At 50.5% G+C, this 19,208-nt stretch carries 14 protein-coding genes and 2 tRNA genes; 11 read left to right on the top strand and 5 right to left on the bottom strand.

The window, feature by feature from the left end:
* Window positions 1–47: 47 nt before the first annotated feature.
* Entirely contained in the window at window positions 48–566 is a 519-nt protein-coding gene (locus tag Q8R39_00455; GenBank protein MDP3734886.1) for an Hsp20/alpha crystallin family protein, read from the top strand.
* Between the two features lie 34 nt (window positions 567–600).
* On the opposite strand, the gene Q8R39_00450 is transcribed toward Q8R39_00455, so the two are convergent.
* On the bottom strand, window positions 601–813 hold the full coding sequence (locus Q8R39_00450) for a DUF2283 domain-containing protein (protein ID MDP3734885.1): 213 nt from the start codon (window positions 811–813) through the stop codon (window positions 601–603).
* A gap of 593 nt (window positions 814–1,406) precedes the next feature.
* Between Q8R39_00450 and Q8R39_00445 the strand changes: the two genes are divergently transcribed.
* The 8 genes from Q8R39_00445 to Q8R39_00410 all read left to right on the top strand — a co-directional run bounded on the left by Q8R39_00445 (window position 1,407) and on the right by Q8R39_00410 (window position 12,474).
* Window positions 1,407–1,970 carry a PAS domain-containing protein gene (locus Q8R39_00445; GenBank protein ID MDP3734884.1) on the top strand — a complete coding sequence of 188 codons (564 nt, stop codon included), beginning with the start codon at window positions 1,407–1,409 and terminating at the stop codon, window positions 1,968–1,970.
* A gap of 410 nt (window positions 1,971–2,380) precedes the next feature.
* Window positions 2,381–3,583 carry a PAS domain-containing sensor histidine kinase gene (locus Q8R39_00440; GenBank protein MDP3734883.1) on the top strand — a complete coding sequence of 401 codons (1,203 nt, stop codon included), beginning with the start codon at window positions 2,381–2,383 and terminating at the stop codon, window positions 3,581–3,583.
* A 4-nt stretch (window positions 3,584–3,587) separates the two neighbouring features.
* Window positions 3,588–3,989, top strand: coding sequence for a response regulator (locus Q8R39_00435; protein MDP3734882.1), 402 nt, complete (start codon window positions 3,588–3,590; stop codon window positions 3,987–3,989).
* Window positions 3,990–4,185: 196 nt separating this feature from the next.
* Window positions 4,186–5,865: a hypothetical protein gene (locus Q8R39_00430; protein MDP3734881.1), complete on the top strand. Its 1,680-nt coding sequence runs from the start codon at window positions 4,186–4,188 to the stop codon at window positions 5,863–5,865.
* Window positions 5,866–6,006: 141 nt separating this feature from the next.
* Complete coding sequence (locus tag Q8R39_00425) at window positions 6,007–7,776, top strand: Ig-like domain-containing protein (GenBank protein ID MDP3734880.1); 1,770 nt, start codon at window positions 6,007–6,009, stop codon at window positions 7,774–7,776.
* Window positions 7,777–7,944: 168 nt separating this feature from the next.
* Complete coding sequence (secG, locus tag Q8R39_00420) at window positions 7,945–8,181, top strand: preprotein translocase subunit SecG (protein MDP3734879.1); 237 nt, start codon at window positions 7,945–7,947, stop codon at window positions 8,179–8,181.
* 299 nt (window positions 8,182–8,480) lie between these two features.
* Window positions 8,481–10,277, top strand: a complete 1,797-nt coding sequence (locus tag Q8R39_00415; protein MDP3734878.1) for an ABC transporter substrate-binding protein — start codon at window positions 8,481–8,483, stop codon at window positions 10,275–10,277.
* Window positions 10,278–10,515: 238 nt separating this feature from the next.
* Window positions 10,516–12,474: a ribonuclease J gene (locus Q8R39_00410; GenBank protein MDP3734877.1), complete on the top strand. Its 1,959-nt coding sequence runs from the start codon at window positions 10,516–10,518 to the stop codon at window positions 12,472–12,474.
* Between the two features lie 296 nt (window positions 12,475–12,770).
* On the opposite strand, the gene Q8R39_00405 is transcribed toward Q8R39_00410, so the two are convergent.
* A complete protein-coding gene (locus tag Q8R39_00405; GenBank protein ID MDP3734876.1) occupies window positions 12,771–13,916 on the bottom strand; it encodes a hypothetical protein in 1,146 nt (381 codons plus the stop codon).
* A gap of 233 nt (window positions 13,917–14,149) precedes the next feature.
* On the opposite strand from Q8R39_00405, the gene Q8R39_00400 reads away from it, so the two are divergent.
* Together Q8R39_00400 and Q8R39_00395 are read left to right on the top strand one after the other, a co-directional pair.
* Entirely contained in the window at window positions 14,150–15,742 is a 1,593-nt protein-coding gene (locus tag Q8R39_00400) for an aldehyde dehydrogenase family protein (GenBank protein MDP3734875.1), read from the top strand.
* A gap of 165 nt (window positions 15,743–15,907) precedes the next feature.
* Window positions 15,908–15,992 (top strand) — tRNA-Leu (locus tag Q8R39_00395).
* Between the two features lie 1,862 nt (window positions 15,993–17,854).
* Here the strand turns inward: Q8R39_00395 and Q8R39_00390 are convergent.
* The 3 genes from Q8R39_00390 to uppS form a co-directional block, all read right to left on the bottom strand.
* Window positions 17,855–17,928 (bottom strand) — tRNA-Phe (locus Q8R39_00390).
* A gap of 74 nt (window positions 17,929–18,002) precedes the next feature.
* The gene (locus Q8R39_00385) at window positions 18,003–18,230 is read right to left on the bottom strand and encodes a hypothetical protein (GenBank protein MDP3734874.1); all 228 of its coding nucleotides are present in this window, start codon (window positions 18,228–18,230) and stop codon (window positions 18,003–18,005) included.
* Window positions 18,231–18,306: 76 nt separating this feature from the next.
* Window positions 18,307–19,023 (bottom strand): polyprenyl diphosphate synthase, encoded by a 717-nt coding sequence (uppS, locus tag Q8R39_00380; GenBank protein MDP3734873.1) that lies wholly within the window; start codon window positions 19,021–19,023, stop codon window positions 18,307–18,309.
* Between the last annotated feature and the right edge of the window lie 185 nt (window positions 19,024–19,208).

Here is a 19,208-nt window from a genome sequence, read left to right as displayed (position 1 = left end):
GTAGAACCTAGCGGCCTATAACCTAAAACCTAATATCTCGTAAACAAATGTCCAAACGATCATTTCTTGAGCGCCTCACCGGCGCACGACACAAGGTAATAAACGAGGACGACGAGGGCCGCACCGTCCCACTCGCGAAGCGTATGGGGCTCGCTGGCGCGAACGAAATCGGGAAAAACAAGGCAACGCTCGACACAGACAGCGAGAACGCGGCCGACCTCCTTGCGGAGTCGCGCGAAGGCCAGCTCGCCGTTGACGTCTACCAAACGCCCTCCGATATCGTGGTGAAGACCATGGTCGCCGGTGTGAAGCCTGATGAGATAGATATCGTCATCACGCGCGACATGCTCACGATCCGCGGCAGCCGCTCCGAGGCCCGCACGATCTCCGAGGATGACTATCTCCACCGCGAGCTCTACTGGGGCACGTTCTCACGCACCGTGCTTCTCCCCGCCGAAGTGGACCCCGACTCGGCCGAAGCGATGTCGCGCCAGGGACTCCTCATTATAAAATTGCCCAAACTCGACAAAGACCGGCAAACAAAACTCAAAGTCCGCCCGGCGTGAACCACGCTTGGTGGTGCGACATGTCGTCTCTCGTCTACCACGCACGAGATTCTATGGGGAGCTTCGTGAGGCTGCCGGTGAAGTGAGAAAAATTAAGCTTTTCAAAACCGATAACCCGCCCGCGACGATCTTTGTTCAAAATCACTTCGTCTCCCACCTCTTCAGAGATATGCTCTTTTGCCGGATCGTCAAACCATACGTTCAGCGTGTTCCCGAAAGAATCGTAGCACACCCGAATCGGAGCAATGCCCGTTACTTTTTTGTTTATTTTTTTTGCCATACGATTTCACCTTCTTTTATCTTCTTCGTGAAATATACGGTAACAATCACGAACCGTGCAGCACGCTGCGACGGTATAACTGAATTACCACGCCCTCTCGGTGCTCAACTATACCCACAAAGGCAAGATGGATGTCATCTACATTGACCCGCCGTATAACACGGGGAATAAAGATTTTATCCACAATGATGTGGGTAACATTTCAAGTTGATGGTATCATAAACTTATGCTCACTGGATATCAAAATTTGGCACGGGTTTCGTCTCTCTCTCTCTCTCTCTCTCTCTGATCCTCCGTTTAGAGGAAAGTTTTTACATGCTGCTTTTTGGCCGCGTGTTTTTGTTTTATCGCCCTATTGGAAAATAGAAAGCCGGTACTTCTAACGGGGGCATAAAGGTCGAAATAAACTTAGCTAAAAAGTAAAATGAACTACCTCGGAGCTCTGCTCCGAGGTATCTAAAGGAGCTTCGCTCATAATTTTTTTCTGGCTGTGACTTCGTTCGAGTTCTGTACGACCTCGCAGCAGAGCTGCGAGGAATTGTTTGATTAAAACTAAAAATATGGAAAATAATAAAAATATATTAGACAACAAAGAACTTGCCTTGCATTACATGAAAACACTGGTAGATGTTTCCAGAGAGGCATTCTTAATTCTTGACTCTAATCTTGTGGTGATTTCGGCAAACCCAGTTTTTTACCAAACCTTTCAGGTCTCGCAAAAACAAACAGAGGCCAAATCTCTTTATGGATTAGGAAATGGCCAATGGAATATTCCTAAATTGAAAAAATTGCTGGAAGACATTTTGCCTAATAAAAAAGTTGTAAAAGATTATGAGGTTAGGCATGAGTTTGAAACAATCGGGCAAAAAATAATGCTGCTCAACGCCATGCAGATAGATTCGGTGCAATTGATCATATTAGCCATTGAAGACATAACTGTCAGAAAGGAGCTTGAAATAAAATTAGACGATTATACAAATGAACTGGAGAAAAAAGTGGCAGAACAAACAGAAGAACTTACTGATAAAATTAAAGAATTAGAGAAGACAAATAAAAGTATGGTTGGTAGAGAATTGAAAATGGCGGAGCTTAAAAAAGAAATTGAAATTCTGAAGCGGCAGTGAGTTAAAAACGGCAACGGCAAGAATGGAACCGGAAAAATCACAATGGTAATCATAAAAATGGCCGACAAAAAATGAAACCCGAAGATCCCAGCGTCTTTTATGAGTCGCTTTTTGATAATATGCTTGACGGTTTGGCTTACTGCCAAATGATTTTTGATATGCAAGGAAACCTGATAGATTGGATCCATTTAAGGGTTAATAAAAATTATGAAAATCTGACGGGATTGAAAAATGTTACAGGAAAGAAAATATCAGAGATAATTCCGGGAATTCGCGCGTCTAATCCTGAATTGTTTGAGATTTACGGCCGGCTTTATTTAACTGGAAAATCAAAGAGGTTCGAAATATACGTTAAACCGTTATCGATGTGGTTTTTGGTTTCGGCGTATAGTCCCCAAAAAGGATTTTTTGTGGCAGTGTTGCAAAATATCACTGACCGAAAGCAGATAGAGGAGGATTTGGAAAATGCAAGGACGGCCGCCAAAAACGTCTTCGAAGACCTTCAAGTTGAAAAAGAAGCGCTGGATAATACCAAAGCCAAAGATGAGGCAATTTTGTCAGGCATCGGCGAGGGACTTGTGGCAGTCGATAAGGAAGGAAATATTCTTTTCATCAGTAAAGCTTTTGAAGCGCTCACCGGCTGGGGTGAAAAGGAAATCGCGGGGAAACGAATGGTTGAAGTAGTGCCACAAGAAGATGAAGCCGGGAATTTGGTGCCGCCTCAAGAAAGAGCAATAACGCAGGCATTGGTGGGAACTACTACTACTAGTAGTAGTAGTAGTAGTTGGTATTATATTCGCAAAGATAAAACCAGGTTTCCTGCGTCGGGTATTGTCACCCCCGTCACTTTAGACGGAAAAATTATAGGCGCCGTTGAAGTATTTCGCGATATTACCAAAGAAAAGGAAATTGATCGCATGAAAACTGAATTTCTTGCTCTTGCCTCGCACCAACTGCGAACGCCGCTCTCCGGCATCAAGTGGTTCGTTGAAACGCTCGATCGAAAGATACTCGGTACTGTAAATCAAAAACAGCAAGAATATCTTGATCAAATCTACCAATTGAACGAGCGCGCGCTCAAAATCGTCTTTGACATGCTGAACGCCTTACGTATCGAGGGCGGCGACGTCGCGATGAAAACAGAAGCGATTTCCCTTGCGCGCCTCGCTCGAGACGTTTCTCTCGCGACGGCGCCTGTCGCCGAGCAGAGAGGGGTGCGGCTTCACGCGGACGTGAAAAATCTCGCCACGACCGTTGTCGAGACTGACGCGGAGATGCTGCGCTCCATTCTTGAGACGTTTATCGTAAACGCAATCAATTATTCCGAGCGGGGGCAGGATATATTTTTTGACGTCACCGAAGAAACAGGGAGTGTGGTATTTTCCGTGAAAGACAGCGGCATCGGGATACCCAACGACGAGCAGGGGCGCATCTTTGAAAAATTTTACCGCGCGTCCAATGCCAAAAAATTCAAGCCCGATGGCACTGGGTTGGGCCTATATGTCGCCTCAATGCTCGCGGAGAAAATCGGGGCGAAAATTCTCCTTGAATCGGAGCCCGGCAAAGGGTCGATATTTTATTTACGCGTTCCGAAGCTAAAATCTACAACCTAAACGTATGAGCAAAGTATTAATCGTTGAAGATGAAGAGTTTTTGATGCGGGCGCTGAAGGATAATCTCGAATCCGAGGGCTGTAGTGTGGATACGGCGGCAGACGGAGAAGAAGCGGTGGAGCATATAAAAAAGATGAAGCCGAATATCATTCTGCTCGATCTCTTGATGCCCAAAAAGGACGGCTTTTATGTGTTGGAAGAAGTGAAGAAAAATCCGGACTGGAAGCTGATTCCGATTATCGTGCTTTCCAATCTTGGCGATGACACACAAATCAAACGGGCGCTCGCGCTCGGCGCGGATGATTATTTTGTAAAATCCCAGCACCCGATTGAGGAGGTGATTGAAAAAACCAAAGCGTATCTGGAGGGGAAAAAAGCGGTAAAAACTCCGCCGGTCAAGAGTTAGTACGGATCATACGCAAAAGCATGGTTCTGACTCACGTTCGTCTTTGCGAGGAACGCAGCGGAGCGGAGTGACGAAGCAATCCAGGATTAAACCTCTTCAGACAAGTCTTGCCACAGATGATATTCTGGATTGCTTCGCTCCGCTCGCAATGACGGAATACCAGTGCTTTTGCGTGTGATCCAAAGTTAGCCCCACTATGCGATTGCCTTTTGTACCATTTTTGTTGCTTTTCTGTTTACTACCGGTCGCGGCAGTAGCCGCTCCTCCGAGCGTAGCAGTAAAATTTTTTATTGTTAATCCCGATGATAGTACCGCGGGCGTGCCGGTTACGGTCACCGTTGAAGCGCGAAAACAGAATAATCAGGTAGATACCGGATACCAGAGCGACGTCACGCTTGTTGCGGGCGGTTCGGCAACCGGTGGAGGTGTGGTGGATATCGTGAATGGGGTTGGCACGCGACAAATCAATGATCTCGTGGCCGAAACCGTAACACTTTCGCTCTCCGATACAGAAACAACTGGGCTCGATGTGAGTTCTACACAAACCACAATCTTTTCAACAGGTAGTGGTGGTGGCGGCGGTGGTGGAACACCATCGTGGAATCAACAGAAATTTTGGTTTCGAGATGATGACGGATCTGAAATCACCGACACTGGTTATGGGGCTGAAAATGTAAGCCAGAATACGAACATTACAAATGTACCCCAGGGGACGCCGTTTCGTCTTCGTTTTGCCATCAAACTCGGCACCGCTGATGGTACTATCTCGCCTCGTGTAGAATTTAAAGAAGGAATCGATTGTACTACAGGCAGTTGGGCAATTATTACTCCCGCAAGCGCCAGTTTTAATCTCATGGCGTCTACGAATTTTGATGATAGTGCTCCGACTACGCAACAGCTGGTAGGCGGCCTCAATTTTGTCGCTGGAAAGATTCTTGAGTCAACAAATCCAGCGTCAGCCCAGAGCATGCTCAAGGGCCAATCCACGGAATACGAATGGTCATTGAAAGCCGCAGACGATGTCCCACTCGGCCGAACCTATAGCTTTCGTGTTACCAACGACGCTGCTACTCTTGATGCCTATGAAGCATGTCCGACTTTAACAATTCAGCCACCCCCTTCTCAGCCGATATCCGGGGGAGTGACGCCTACAACGATAAGTTTTTCCGGGAAGGCCTTCCCGGGTGCACAGGTGTTCGTTGTTGATAAGGATAGCCACCGCGAGACAATCGTGAGTCAAGACGTAATTACAAACGATGACGGTTCTTTTAATACGAGTTTTGTGGGAGTCTTAAAAAGTCAGCATAGCTTCGGCCTTCTGATTAAAGACAAAGAAGGCCGGACGACGCAAACGAAGTTTTTTAATGTGAATACGCTGGCCGACGATTTGGTGGAAAAAGACATCGTTGTTCCACCGACCGTTGCTTTCGTCCGTTCCGTGGTGACGCGAGGGGATGAGGCAACTATTACCGGATTCGCGTCGCCGCGAAGCAGTGTCGTCGTTGAAATGGATGGTACAATTAAAAAAGAAGTCAGAGTAGCAGACGACGGTTCCTATACGGTAGCGGCCCCGACCAGCATGCTTGAATTTGGCTCGCATCGGGTACGGGTGAAGCAACTGCTCTCTCGGGGGGAGAAAGAAGAGGAGAAAGAAAGCGATTTTTCACCAACAAAAAACTTAGTCGTGTCGCGCCTTGCCGTTCCCAAAACGGATTTCTCCGGCGACGGTCGGGTTGATATTAAGGACTGGAGTATTTTTCTGTCTCGATGGGCCTCAAAAGACGCGGGGTCTCGCCGATTAATTGATTTGAATGAAGACGGCGCCATTGATATTTCCGATTTTAGTATTTTCGTTCGAAATATACGAAAACGATGAAGGTATTTACTAAACTTTGGCAAATTTCGTCATTGCGAGGAGCGGAGCGACGAAGCAATCCAGGGGGACTATAGACTTATACTCTGGATTGCTTCGCTCCGCTCGCAATGACGAGTGTGAGGAGTTACGTGTAGTCATAACATGAAAACTAAAATTTTACTTATTGTACTCGTGGCATGGGGGCTTGGCGCCTTGTCGCGTGCTTTCGTTGCAGAAGCGGCAACTCTTTTTATCGCGCCGCCGAGTTCCGAAGTTGGCATGGGAGAAAAACTCACCGTCGATCTTAAAACTGACAGCGAGGGGGTGAGTCTCAATGCCGCGCAAGCAGTCCTTCGTTTTCCGAAAGATATTCTTGAAGTCGTTTCTGTGGATAAAACCGGTTCGATATTCAGCTTTTGGCTTGAGGAGCCAAACTTTTCTAATACCGACGGGGCCATTTCATTTGTTGGCGGAACGCCGTACGGCGCTTCCGGCAGCTCCATTCAGATTTTGAGAGTTATATTCACCGCCAAAGGGAGCGGCGCCGGCACTCTCTCAGCGAGCGATGCCGCAATTACCGCATCAGACGGGAGTGGAACCAATATTTTATCAAAGGTGCATGATGCGGCGATTGCGGTCATTCCCGAGAGGGTTACCCCGAAGACGCCGGAGGCAGAGCGAAAGCCTCCCGAGGCTCCGGCGGTGCAACAAAAAATTCCGGAGCCCGAACAAATTGTCCGGAAACCCGTGCCTTCGGGGAAATTGCCCCTGAAGCCCACGCTCAAAATTCCGCTCTACCCCGAAGAGAACCGCTGGTATAATCTGGTGGCGCAGTTTACGGTACGATGGGATGTGCCGCTTGATATCTCCGGCGTGAGCACGGCGCTCAATAAATATCCAAACTCTATCCCGCCCGAACGATCCGAAGGTCTGTTTGATAATAAAACGTTTGCTTCACTCTCGGATGGCGTGTGGTATCTGCATATCCGTTTTCGAAACGATGTCGGCTGGGGGCCGACAGCACATCACCGTTTAGCCATTGATACCGAGCCCCCGCTTGGATTTGAGCTCTCCATTGTTGAAGGTGAGGCAACCGACAACCCGGCTCCCACACTTCAATTTAGAACGAGCGACGCCCTATCCGGTCTTAAAGAATATCAGATACGAGTAGGGGATGGAGCTGTACTGAAAATCCCCGCAGCAGAATTTGACGGCAGTTTTACCTTGCCATTACAAACTCCCGGTACGCGGCACATCAGTGTACGAGCGGTTGACGAGGCGGACAATGGCATTGAGGATAGCGTGACGCTCCAAACGATTCCTATTGCGTCTCCAACCATTACCTTTGTTACCAAGGAGTTGTTTTCCGATGAAGAAAAAGGGTTGACCGTAAAAGGGACTGCCCTGCCGGCGATTAACGTCCTTCTTCGGGTGTATAGAAAAGAGGCGCTCGTCGCAGAGGGGACGGCACGCACCGACGAGAAAGGGAATTGGGAGTTTACTATTGACCAAGCATTCAAAAATGGGAGCTATACCGCAACAGCCCAAAGCAAAGATGCGCGAGGCGCGTTGAGTTTGATTGTGGATTCAGCGCCGATCAAAGTGAAGAGTAAACCGATTATTCAGATCGGGTTCTTAGAGCTCGGGAAAGGCGGCGCGGCGGTGCTTCTTCTCTTTATTCTCATAGCAGGGTTTGGCGGAGGAATTTGGTTTTATAAAAGACGGCAGGAGAAAATTTCTTTACGAGTGTTGCTCGTCGAATCCGAGGTCACAAAAATATTCACATTGATTATGGACGATGTCGAGCGGCTATCCAAAGCGTCCGAGACTCCGACGAGCGCTGATGACGCCTATGCGCTGAAGCAACTCCAGGAAAATGTTAAGAGGATGGAAGCATATCTTAAAAAAGGTCTTGAAAAAATTAAAAAATAACCAACTATGATAAAAAATTAGTCGAAATGGCGAAATGGGGTCAGAATGGCGAAATGGGGTCAGGCCCATTTCCGTGGAGTGGGGTGCGCATATGTGTAGTCTGCGCCACAAAAATTATTAAAGTCAATGTTTGCTACAAACGGCGCTCTGCGGTATAAATAGAAACACATGACTGCGCTTACGGCCGGATTGCCGTATTTCCAGATTGGTGTCGCCGTCCTCCTCATCGCAACGATCCTGCTTCAGCAGACTGGCGCAGGGCTCTCTGAAGTGCTCGGCGGAGCTGGCACGGATGTGGGATTTCATACCCGCCGCGGCGCTGAAAAAACGCTCTTCTATCTCACCATCGTCTTCGCATCGTTTTTCTTTCTCTCCGCGCTCACGGCAGTATTCCTGCATCAGTAAGACTTCTTCTTTTTGAGAGAAGTCTAGCGGGACAAAAAAACCGCACGGAAAATAGGGTGCGGCAACGCCACAGAGCGTAACCACTCGCGCCTTTTATTTTTGTGCATTGCGAGAGGTGTTTAGGAAATGGCGAGCCGAGTAGAAAAACACAGCTGTCTGAGGCCGACCAAAGGGAGGCCGAGTTCTGTGTTTTTCGTAAACGAGGCGACACCATTTCCAAACACCGAAGCACGAGCACAAAAATAAAAGATGCGAGTGGTTACCATAGAGCGTTGCCCGCGCCCTGACACTATCACTTTGTGCGAACCGGCACTTTCTCCATAGCGCCGCTTGCCTATCTCGAGCGGCTTCGCAAGAATTTCTCGCCCCTGGAGCGAGTCTGTTTTTGGGTGTTCGCGCTCCTCCTCGCCGGCACGTCGCTCCTCGCGCTCGGCCGGCTGAATGAGGTACTTCTCGAGGAGATACCCGCTCGGGGCGGCACGCTCCGGGAAGGCCTCATCGGCACGCCGCGCTTCATCAATCCACTCTTTGCGCTCTCAGAGCCGGAGCGCGACCTCACGGCGCTCCTCTACGCGGGCCTGCTGAAGCCCCTTCCGGACGGCTCGCTCGCCCCAGAGCTCGCCGAGTCGTATGAGATTTCAAACGACAACCTCTCCTACACCGTTACGATCCGCGAAGACGCCCGATTCCACGACGGATCGAGCGTGCGCGCCGAGGATGTGGTCTTCACCGTCGCTGCGGCGCAAGACAGCCGGCTGAAGAGCCCGAAGCGGGGGAGTTGGGAGGGTGTCCAGGTTGAAGCGCTCGATGAGCGACATGTTCGGTTTACGCTCGCGAAACCCTATGCGCCGTTTCCGGAAGCACTCACGCTTGGGATTCTCCCCGCGCGCCTCTGGAGAGAGTTCGACCCGGACACGTTTCTCTTCAGTACCCTCATGAGCGAGCCGGTCGGCGCGGGGCCGTTTCGGCTGCGCCGCATTGACCGCGATCGAAACGGCGTCCCAAAAAGCTACACGCTCGAGGGCTTCGAGGACTATGCGCTCGGCACGCCGTACCTTGAAACTATCAAGTTCCTTTTTTACCCCAATGAAGCCGCGCTGCTCGATGCCTACACTGCGGGCGATGTTGACACGCTCACGAGTGTGCCGCCGTTCTATGCCGAGCGGCTCGCCGCCTCAGGGGTTCGCATTGAGCTCTCGACGCTCCCGCGCCTCTTTGCCGTCTTCCTCAACCAAAACCGCTCTCCGGTGTTCTCGGAGGCGGCGGTACGCCGCGCGCTTGCGGCAGCCATTGACAAGACGGCACTCATCGAGCGTGTGCTCCGCGGCTACGGCTCTCCGGCAGAGGGTCCGATCCCGCCCGGGCTACTCGCGAGTCTTGCGGACGAGGTAGAGCCGCACCGGAGCGCGAGTGATGGAGAGCGTGGCGCGGACCGGAGTGAGCGTATGGCGCGCCGAGCGCCGGACGAGCACCTCGCCGAGGCGCGAGAAATACTTGAGCGCGCCGGCTGGAAACAAAACACCCAAACTAACGCACTCGAAAAACGCATCGGCAAAGAAACGAAAACGCTTGCTTTTACGCTCGCAACCGCGGACAGCGCAGAGCTCAAAGCCGCCGCACTCTATATCAAAGAAGTATGGGAGCGGCTCGGGATCAGCGTCACGCTCGCCGTCTTTGACATGAGCGCGCTCCAGCACGACGTCATCCGTCCGCGAGAGTATGACGCGCTTCTCTTCGGCGAGGTCATCGGCCGCGACCTTGACCTCTACCCCTTCTGGCACTCATCGCAGCGCGCGGACCCCGGACTCAATGTCGCTCTGTACACGAACCTCACGGCAGACAAACTGCTCGAGGAAGCGCGCACGGTCTCCGCGAACACGGAACGGATCAAGCGTTATCGCGCTCTCGAGCGCGAGGTCGAAGAAGATCTGCCCGCCATTTTTCTCTATGCGCCCGAGTTCATCTATGTCGTCCCCGAGCGGCTCGGCGGACTCGAGCTCGGGGTCATGACAGTGGCCTCCGAGCGCTTTCTCAAGGTTAAAGACTGGTATGTTGAACGCGAAAAAGTGTGGCCGTTCTTCAACAAAGCACAGTAGGCGCTCTCGGTCGAACCGCCTCTAGCAGTCTCAGAGAACGGAGATTCTTACTCATGCGAATTTTCAATTTTCAAGGATCAATTTTCAATAAATTTTCAATGTTTCAATGACTGAGTTGCGGCGACGTCGTGTTTGAAAATTGAGTAATTGAAAATTGATTGAAAATTGAAAATTTGAAAATTGTTATAATGTCATTGCTTATAAAAACCAAAACTATAATCAAAAATCTGACCCCTTTATGAACCCAACACACCCAAACAACTCCCGCCCCTCCTCTTCGCCGCAGAGCGGCGGACGGGGACCGGGCGGCGGGAGACAGGCCCGCCGCCGCTCTCGGTTCGATCACCGCGCTCCGCGCCACGCGCCCCGTCCCGAAGGGGGAAGGCCCGCCCCGCGGCGAGCGGCAGGCGGCGGCCCACCGCGCGAGACGCGCCGCCTCGTGCGGCAGACCGGAGAGCACAGGCGCGGCGAGCGCCTCGAGCGGCGCGGCTTGTCGCGCTCGCGGAGTATGCCAATCCCCCCGCCGGCGCCTGACACCGTGCGCATCATTCCCCTCGGCGGCGTCGAGGAAATCGGGCGCAACATGTCGCTCATCGAATTCCGCGACGATATCATCGTCGTTGACGCGGGCGTGCAGTTCCGTGACGACGATACGCCGGGCATTGACTACATCCTGCCGAATGCAAGCTACCTTGAAGAGCGCAAAGATAAAATCCGCGCGATCCTCGTCACCCACGGCCACCTCGACCACATCGGCGGCATCCCCTACATTCTCGAAAAGATCGGTAATCCCCCGATCTACTCCCGACTCCTCACGACCGTAATGATCAAAAAGCGCCAGGAAGAATTTCCGCATCTGCCGCCGCTCGATATCCGCGTTGTCGAGAAGGAAGAATCCATTACCCTGGGCGGCCTCAAGGTGCGGTTCTTCTCGGTGACCCACACGATCCCCGACGCGATGGGCATTATCATCGAAACGCCCTACGGCGCGATCGTCCACACCGGCGACCTCAAGCTTGACCACCTCGATGGCGTACCGAGCGAGAAAGAAGAAAAAGAATACAGCGTCTTCAAAAATATGAACGTCCTGCTTCTCATGTCCGACTCGACGAACGTCGAGCGGCCGGGCTTCTCGATACCAGAACCGGTTGTCCACAAAAATATCGAACAGATTATCAAAAACGTTCCCAGCCGGCTCATTATCGGTACCTTCGCCTCGCAGCTTGAGCGCATCATCAAGATCGTCGAAATCTGCGAGCGCTACAATAAAAAAGTCGTGATCGAAGGCCGGAGCATGAAGACGAACGTCGAGATCGTGCGAGAGCTCGGGCTCCTCAAAACCCGCCCCGGCACCCTGATTAGCGCTCCCGAAATGGAGCAGCTCCCGCCAGACCGAATCGTCGTGCTCGCGACTGGCGCGCAGGGGGACGAGTTCGCGGCCCTCATGCGCATGGCGAACAAGACGAACAAATTCTTCAAAATTACGAACCGCGACACGATCCTCCTCTCCTCCTCGATCATCCCGGGCAATGAGCGTGCGGTGCAGAAGCTCAAAGACAACCTCTCGCGCCAGGGCGCGGCGATCATCCACTACCAGGTCGCGGACGTCCACGCGAGCGGGCACGCGAATCGCGAGGAGACGATCTGGATCCAAAACCGCATCAATCCGAAATTCTTCATCCCGATTCACGGCTACCACTACATGCTCCGCGTACACGCCGCGATCGCCGAGGCGCGCGGCATGAAGCCGCAGAGCGTCGTCATTCCCGACAACGGCATGGTGATCGAAATCGAGCGCGGGGAGAAAATCGTCGTGCGTCGCGAGCAGGCGCCCTCGAGCGTCATCCTCGTTGACGGCTTCTCGATCGGGGACACGCAGGAGGTGGTGCTCCGCGACCGCCAGATGCTCGCCGAGGAAGGCATGTTCGTCATCATCGCGAGCGTGAACCCGAAGACCGGCAAGCTCCGCAAGTCGCCGGACATCGTCTCGCGCGGGTTCGTCTATCTCCGCGAGTCGCAGGAGCTCCTCGGCCAGACGCGGCTCATCATCAAAAAGACGATCGAGGACGCAACCGAGAATATGCGCCCGATCAACTTCGACTACATCCGCGGCGCCGTGACCGACGCCGTCGGCCGCTTCCTCTTCCAGAAAACGAACAAGAGACCCATGGTCATCCCGGTCCTCATCGGGGTGTAAAAACGTACCGCCATGCTCCGCTCTAATCTACCCTACTGTGAATAACGAAATTGCCGACGTAAACATTCGATACACAAAATCCGAAACAAATAAATTCCAAGCTCCAACCAACAAGCTCCAACCAAATTTCAAATTCCAATGCATCAAATCTCCAAACACGCACGTCGTGTTTGGAGATTGGATTTTAAGTATTGAGATTTGTTTGGAGACGGGTTTTTTGGAATTTCGAAATTCAGACTGGAACGGGGGACCCGAATGTCTTACAATTTCGTAATTCACAGTACGAAGCACCTGCTTTAATACAGCGTACTATCGAGGAGAATGCCGCTCGCCCAGTAGAAGCCTGTTTCTCCAGAGGGGAGGATGTCATACGTTGCGCTCTCGCCGTACTGAGCGAGCTCAGCGCTCGCTACGACGCCACTATCATACACATCGCCGGCCTTGAGGTCGCCGACGACGCGCCCGTCAGTAGTCGGATGTCCGGAGGAGACAAAGAGTTCTCGCCCGTCACTCAAAACTAAATGGGTCATCAGGTGTGTGAGCGGCACCGGCGTTTTCGAAGTCTTGATCACGACTCCGGGGACGCGATGGCCATTCATATCAGTCGTCCATATCGGCATGCCGACGTGTACATCTTTCACTGTCACTGATCCCGATGGCGTATCAAGCAGCGTAGCGCCGGCAAGGCATATCGGGCACGGCCGGTCAAAATCCGTTTCCTTGCTGAACGTGGCAGTCTCGCCTTCTATGCGAGTGAGGGTGAGCGTTACGGTGCAGCCGTTACTCGCGCTCTCGCCGACCCGCAGAGCGAGAGGGTGCCCGACGTTGGTCGCTACAGGATACTCCAGAAAATTGAGGCCGGTGACGTGGTCAGGATAAATTTTTTCGAGTAAAAACGGACCCTCCCGCTCTCCTTCTTGCAAAGATACGTCTCCTTCTTTCCTTGTTACTGCGACCGTTGCCATCGTCATGGTTGCACCATCCAATACAAATCCATAGCCGTTTTCAATGACACTCTTTGCGCGCACGGTTCCGAGGCGGACTTCCTTGACCTCCTTACCTATAGTGCCGCCCGTGACGCGCAACACCGGCGCCAGTTCGCCCTCCCATACGCAAACTACTGGTGGTGCTGGGCAACGCGAATCGTTTATTTCGAGAAGCGTCACGACCAAGCCATCGCTAAATTTTACTCTCTCGCCAACCGTGAGGGTGATCTGGTCTTCAAACGCCGCCAGTTTAGGTAATGGGGAAGGCTTTGGGGTTGGTATGGGAGTAGGTGTCGGAGCAGGGGTTGGTGTCGGGATTGGAGTAGGCATTGGAGTCGGTGAAGGGGCTGGCACGGGCGACAACGCCCGTTCTCTCAACGCAAGGAAGCCCGCCACTCCGACAAGCAGCACGACCCCAACAACTACGACGGTAGTGATTGCGCCTTTCGAGTTCATATTTTTATTCTTTGAAAAAACTTTTGCTAGACTGATGACTGATAAACGACTTCGCACATCGAGACTCGTTTTGCGGCATGTCTACATTATACCACGTTTATACGATGTAAGGAGTTTCCGAAGAAGTCTATTGCGCACAAGGGGATTTTATGCTCATATAGCTACAGCGACACCGCCCCGCCCGACGGCCTCGGCAAAACACGCACATTCGTAAGATATGAGGAGGAAGAAAGATGGATCTATCGTTTGCAACACTTGATCCGGATACGATGCGGCACAAAGCGACAGGGTGCACCGCATTCGCCATGAACCTCTCAGAAGGAAAGTTCTGGTTCGTTGAAAATTCACTCACGCACCTCATGCCGGACCCGCTCACCGGAGCAGGCATGATCAGCATCCCCGACACGCCTCCGGTGAAGTTCGAAAGTTTTATAGAAGGCCTTCGGTCCTGTCCGTCTTACGGTCTTCACAATCCGTTTCGCAACGTGGAACGCTACCGCGGGCTCGGGCTCGTATGCAGTAGAGCGGCGAGAGCGCTTGCCGATCCCGACATTGCATATTTCTTCACGCGGCTCATACAGCGTGTCATGCCAAAATCACTCCCGCAGTGCATGGGGGAAGTAGAGGTAACGAGAGACTTTCTCTACAATTTTGCCGGCGATAATCCTCGTTTTCATTTCGGCCGAGGATTTTCCACTCCCGGCAATCACGCGGGGCAGGAGAGTAATGGGTACCGCTGGCCGCTTGGTCCGGTTGTCATTATCACGCCGTTTAACTTCCCGCTCGAGATCCCCGCACTTCAAGTCGTCGGAGCGCTCCTCGCTGGAAACCGACCGCTCCTGAAGGCGGATCTGAAGGTCTCAATCGTTGCGGAACAATTCATTCGGCTTTTGCTCGCCTGTGGCTTGTCCGCACACGACGTCGATCTCATCCATTGCAGCGGCGAGCATATGGCTGCGTTTATTGACGCCGCAGAGCAACACATTGCTCTGTGCCAGTTCACTGGTTCATCCGCGGTCGGCGCGGCTCTCATGCGAAAGCTTCGAGGCAGAGTGAAGCTCGAGGACTCCGGCTTCAACCCGAAAGTCATAGGACGCGATGTGAGCGATGACATGCTCGAATACGTCGCCTGGCAGTGTGATCAGGATGCATACGCGGCGGCAGGGCAAAAATGCTCTGCGCAATCGTTGCTCTTTGTCCACGAGAAGGCATACCGGCTCTATGACGCACTGCAAATCCGTGCGAGCACACGGACGCTCTCCGACCTCACCAATGGCCCGCTGCTCTCAGTGACAAACGAGTACGTGGAGGCGCACATCGCCGCAATCCTCAAATTAAGCGGCACATACATTCTCTGGGGTGGCAAACGGCTCAAAAACCACACCATACCGAATACGTATGGCGCGTTCGAACCGACGGCGATCTTTGTCCCGTTTCGCCGCTTAGAGCTGCCCAAGTATTTTGATCTGGTTACCAAAGAGTTGTTTGGGCCCTTACAGATCATCACTACCTACGGCGACCAGCATATCGAGCTTTTGCTCCGCATCATTGAGCACATTAAGCCACGCCTCGCTGCGGCGATTGTTTCAAATGAGCACGGGTTTCTGAACACCATGCTCGGACACACGACGAATGGAACAACCTACGTCGGCCTACGAGCCAAAACCACCGGCGCGCCACAAAACCACTGGTTCGGCCCGTGCGGCCCATGCGCCGCCGGTATTGGGACGCCCGAGGCAATACGAGAAACATGGACCGCCCATCGTGAAATTATTTTCGACACGATAGCGCCGATTCGCACTGCGGCACCTTTGGTCCAAACATAAGCCACGCTTCGCCCCCTGTCGCAGACCTCTGCGACAGGGGGCCTTCTTTACTTTGAATAGAGAGTTTGAAAAATACACCGGAGCATATATACTGAAACCACTAATCCGTACATTGCACAGCGCCGGGGTGGCGGCATTGGTAGATCTGCCCGCAAAAAACCTCGCGCCGGAGTGGTGAAATTGGCAAACACGTGCGACTCAAAATCGCATGCTGAAAGGCTTGTGGGTTCGAGTCCCACCTCCGGCACCACAAACGAACTAAACGGCTTTTTGGAAGCCAGAAAGTGGGACGCGCGAAGCGCGTCCCACTGATTTCCCCCCATTTTTCCAAACGAATTCGGAGTCCCGCCTTCGGCGGGACGGACTGTTTTTTCGCCAAGAAGCAGGTTCGAGCCAAAGATTTCTTTGGCTTTGACCTTTTTCGCAAAAAGGTCATCATCAGAAGCAATTTTGTCCAATGATTGTGCGTCTTTCAGCCACTCGGTAAACGGTTCGAGCCAATCATTCTGCTTGTGTGAAAGATTAGTGATTTCTTCTTCGAGCGACTTCTTTTGCAAAATCAATTTTCCTTTTTCAACACGATAAATTTCCTTTTCAATATCTTGGTCGAGATAACCCGAAAGAAGTCGCTCTAACCTTTTCGACAAAGAAGAAATCTTTTCCTCTTTCTCTTTCACACAAGCAGTCAAAGACTGGGCGGAATTTTTGTGGTCATTGTTCGCCATTTTCAATAATTCCTCCGCCCAGTCTTTGGGCAAAGAAACTTTTTTGATTAGGGATGATAACTGGCGATCCAATTCTTTTTCTCTAACGGCAGATTCGGGACACTTAAAAACTTTTCGCTTTTTTGTGCAGTGATAGTAGATATACTCGTGGACATTTCCATTTTTCTGCCGTTTGAATTTGTGTTCGCCAGTTATCATCATTCCACAAGAAGCACAAGAAATAAGTCCGCAAAAAGGTTGAGGTTCGTTTTGTGGTTTACGCTCTGGTTGTCCGCGAGATTTCAAAATTTCTTGTGCTTCATCAAAAAGTTTCTTTGAAATGATTGGCTCGTGTTTTCCTTCGTGCAATTCTTTTGCGTAGTTAAACAGTCCGACATAGAACGGATTGGACAAAATGAAAGACACTCTAGTTTTTGAGATTCTCTTTCCGGAACGCGTACTGATTCCGTTCTTCGCCAAAAAGTTTGAAACATCTTCCAGTCTCATATTTCCTTTCGTGTATTTCTCAAAAGCCAAGCGCACGATACGAGATTTTTTCTTTTCCACCACTATCGTCTTTGTTCTACTGTCGTTCAGATAACCCACTGGCGCTTGGCTTGGGAATATCCCCATTCTCACTTTTTGGCGAAGTCCACGCTTCGTGTTCTCGGAAAGAGAATCAACATAGTATTTGCTTTGTACGAATGCCATAGACAGCGAGAATTTGCCCTGTGGCGTGTTTTCAAACCAATGGCTAGGGAATTTGAGGCTCGCAAGGTTTCCGATGTCGAGAAAGTACACAATCTGTCCGCCGTCCACAGAATTGCGCGCCAAACGATCGGGATGCCAACTGATAATCCCAGACACTTCACCTTTCTCTATTCGCCTCATCATTTCGCCAAAAATGGGACGACCTGGAATTTTCGCCGTACGCTTTTCTACAAACTCCTCAACGATTTCTAACTTTTCATTTTTGGCGAAAGCGCGCAATTCCGTAATTTGCGCATCAATGCTCAAAACTTGCTTGTCCTCGACATCGGTACTCTTGCGAGCATACAAAAAGAATTTTTGTGACATATATTTACAAAAGCAGAAATGGTTGTACTAGGCGCACAATTTCAACGTAAATCAAAATTGTTCTAGCACAACCATTTCTGCTGATTTACTAATAATAATTGTGCGCAAAGTTAGTATACCACTTTTGAAAAAAGGACAAAAATTCTTTTTGTATTCAAAGCAAATACTATGTCAAAATTGCTTCTGATTTCGAACCTGCTTCTTGGCGAAAAAACAGTCCGTCCCGCCGAAGGCGGGACTCCGAATTCGTTTGGAAAAATGGGGGGAAATCAGTGGGACGCGCTTCGCGCGTCCCACCTTTGGGCTTCTAAAAAACCTTTCAGTTCGTTTGTGGTGCCGCGGGGCAGAATCGAACTGCCTTCAGATGCTCTTCAGGCACCTGCTTTACCATTAAGCTACCGCGGCCTACCTAAATAGGTGAGCCCGCTTACTTTCTTTTATTTTTTTAAAAGATTTCGGCGGGCTTTTTGAGGGAGATTCTAGATTTGGCAGAGATCCTTTTCTCTCTGGCACCCAACACATTCAAGAAGCGCAATCTCCTCTTCGGCTTCATTAACATTGACCTCCTTTTTTTTTAAGGCGGTAAGTACCTCCAGCCCCCTCTTTTCTTTACCGGCAGCAAATTTAAATCCCATTTTTTCAAGCTCCTTCAGAGCTTGTTTGGGACTTAACTCCCCCTGCCAAACCTTGATGAGAATCCTTCTCATTGTCCCCACCCCCTTTCAAGGTTTCTAATAATAAATGATAGAGGATCGGGAAAGTTTGTCAAACTGACTCTCTGCTTTATGCTCCCATTTTCCTCTTGGTTTGGCTGTATTGCGCTATAACTTTTTTAAATTCCGCCACCGAGAAATCCGGAAAAAGATTTTTGGTGAAATAAAATTGCGCGTCGGCCATGTCCCACATCATCAAACCGCTGGAAAAATGCGACCACCCTTGCCTTTCACCGCCGGTGCGAATCATTAAATCAACGGCCGGTAAATCCTTTGTCCAAAGATTGTTTTTAATCAATTTCTCATCAATTTTGATTTTTGCATTTTGATTTTTTATTTTAGCAATCCTCTGGATTGCGCTTGCCATTTCGTCAACGCCGCTATAAGCCAGTAAAAAAGTCAGTTGACAGTTTTTATGATTTTTAGTTTTTTCAATTGCCTCTTTTATGGCCTTTTTGGTTTTTTCAGGAAATAGTTTCTCCCAGCGGCCAAAAACATTAACCTTCACGCCATTTTGATAAATTTTTTTATCTTTAATCAGTTTTTTAAAATCCCGTTCAAAAAGATTCAGCAGAAATTTAACTTCCGACGACGGCCTTTTGGTAACATTATCCAGCGAAGTCCCCCAAAAAGTAAAATACGGAATTTTCAAGTCAAGAGCGGCTTCTAAAATTTTTCCGGTTGTTTTAGCCCCTTCGCGATGGCCAAAAAAGGAAGGCCATCCCCTCTTTTTTGCCCAACGCCGATTACCATCGGGAACCACGACAATGTGATTTGGTAAATTCATAAAAACGGTAATATTATACCAACCTTTTTTTACTTTTGTACAGTTTCATTGCCAAACCACGGCCGATACATAAACGAAAACGCCGCCGGCACTTATAAAACTCTTAAAAAGATAATTTGTTTCTTTCATGGATTTACATAGATATAAACATTTATTGTTGATCAGTGGACCTATGGGGAATCGGA

The sequence above is a fragment of the bacterium genome (assembly GCA_030697645.1).
Classification (GTDB): domain Bacteria; phylum Patescibacteriota; class Minisyncoccia; order Phycocordibacterales; family VMGT01; genus JAUYPI01.
The sequence above is the reverse complement of the archived record's forward strand: the minus strand, read 5'-3'. Positions and strand labels throughout refer to the sequence as shown.

Excerpts from the sequence above, each read along its gene's own strand:
- Q8R39_00455 (MDP3734886.1), top strand. The coding sequence starts at position 48 with ATGTCCAAACGATCATTTCTTGAGCGCCTCACCGGCGCACGACACAAG.
- Q8R39_00445 (MDP3734884.1), top strand. The coding sequence starts at position 1,407 with ATGGAAAATAATAAAAATATATTAGACAACAAAGAACTTGCCTTGCAT.
- Q8R39_00435 (MDP3734882.1), top strand. The coding sequence starts at position 3,588 with ATGAGCAAAGTATTAATCGTTGAAGATGAAGAGTTTTTGATGCGGGCG.
- Q8R39_00430 (MDP3734881.1), top strand. The coding sequence starts at position 4,186 with ATGCGATTGCCTTTTGTACCATTTTTGTTGCTTTTCTGTTTACTACCG.
- Q8R39_00425 (MDP3734880.1), top strand. The coding sequence starts at position 6,007 with ATGAAAACTAAAATTTTACTTATTGTACTCGTGGCATGGGGGCTTGGC.
- secG (MDP3734879.1), top strand. The coding sequence starts at position 7,945 with ATGACTGCGCTTACGGCCGGATTGCCGTATTTCCAGATTGGTGTCGCC.
- Q8R39_00410 (MDP3734877.1), top strand. The coding sequence starts at position 10,516 with ATGAACCCAACACACCCAAACAACTCCCGCCCCTCCTCTTCGCCGCAG.
- Q8R39_00405 (MDP3734876.1), bottom strand. The coding sequence starts at position 13,916 with ATGAACTCGAAAGGCGCAATCACTACCGTCGTAGTTGTTGGGGTCGTG.
- Q8R39_00400 (MDP3734875.1), top strand. The coding sequence starts at position 14,150 with ATGGATCTATCGTTTGCAACACTTGATCCGGATACGATGCGGCACAAA.
- Q8R39_00385 (MDP3734874.1), bottom strand. The coding sequence starts at position 18,230 with ATGAGAAGGATTCTCATCAAGGTTTGGCAGGGGGAGTTAAGTCCCAAA.
- uppS (MDP3734873.1), bottom strand. The coding sequence starts at position 19,023 with ATGAATTTACCAAATCACATTGTCGTGGTTCCCGATGGTAATCGGCGT.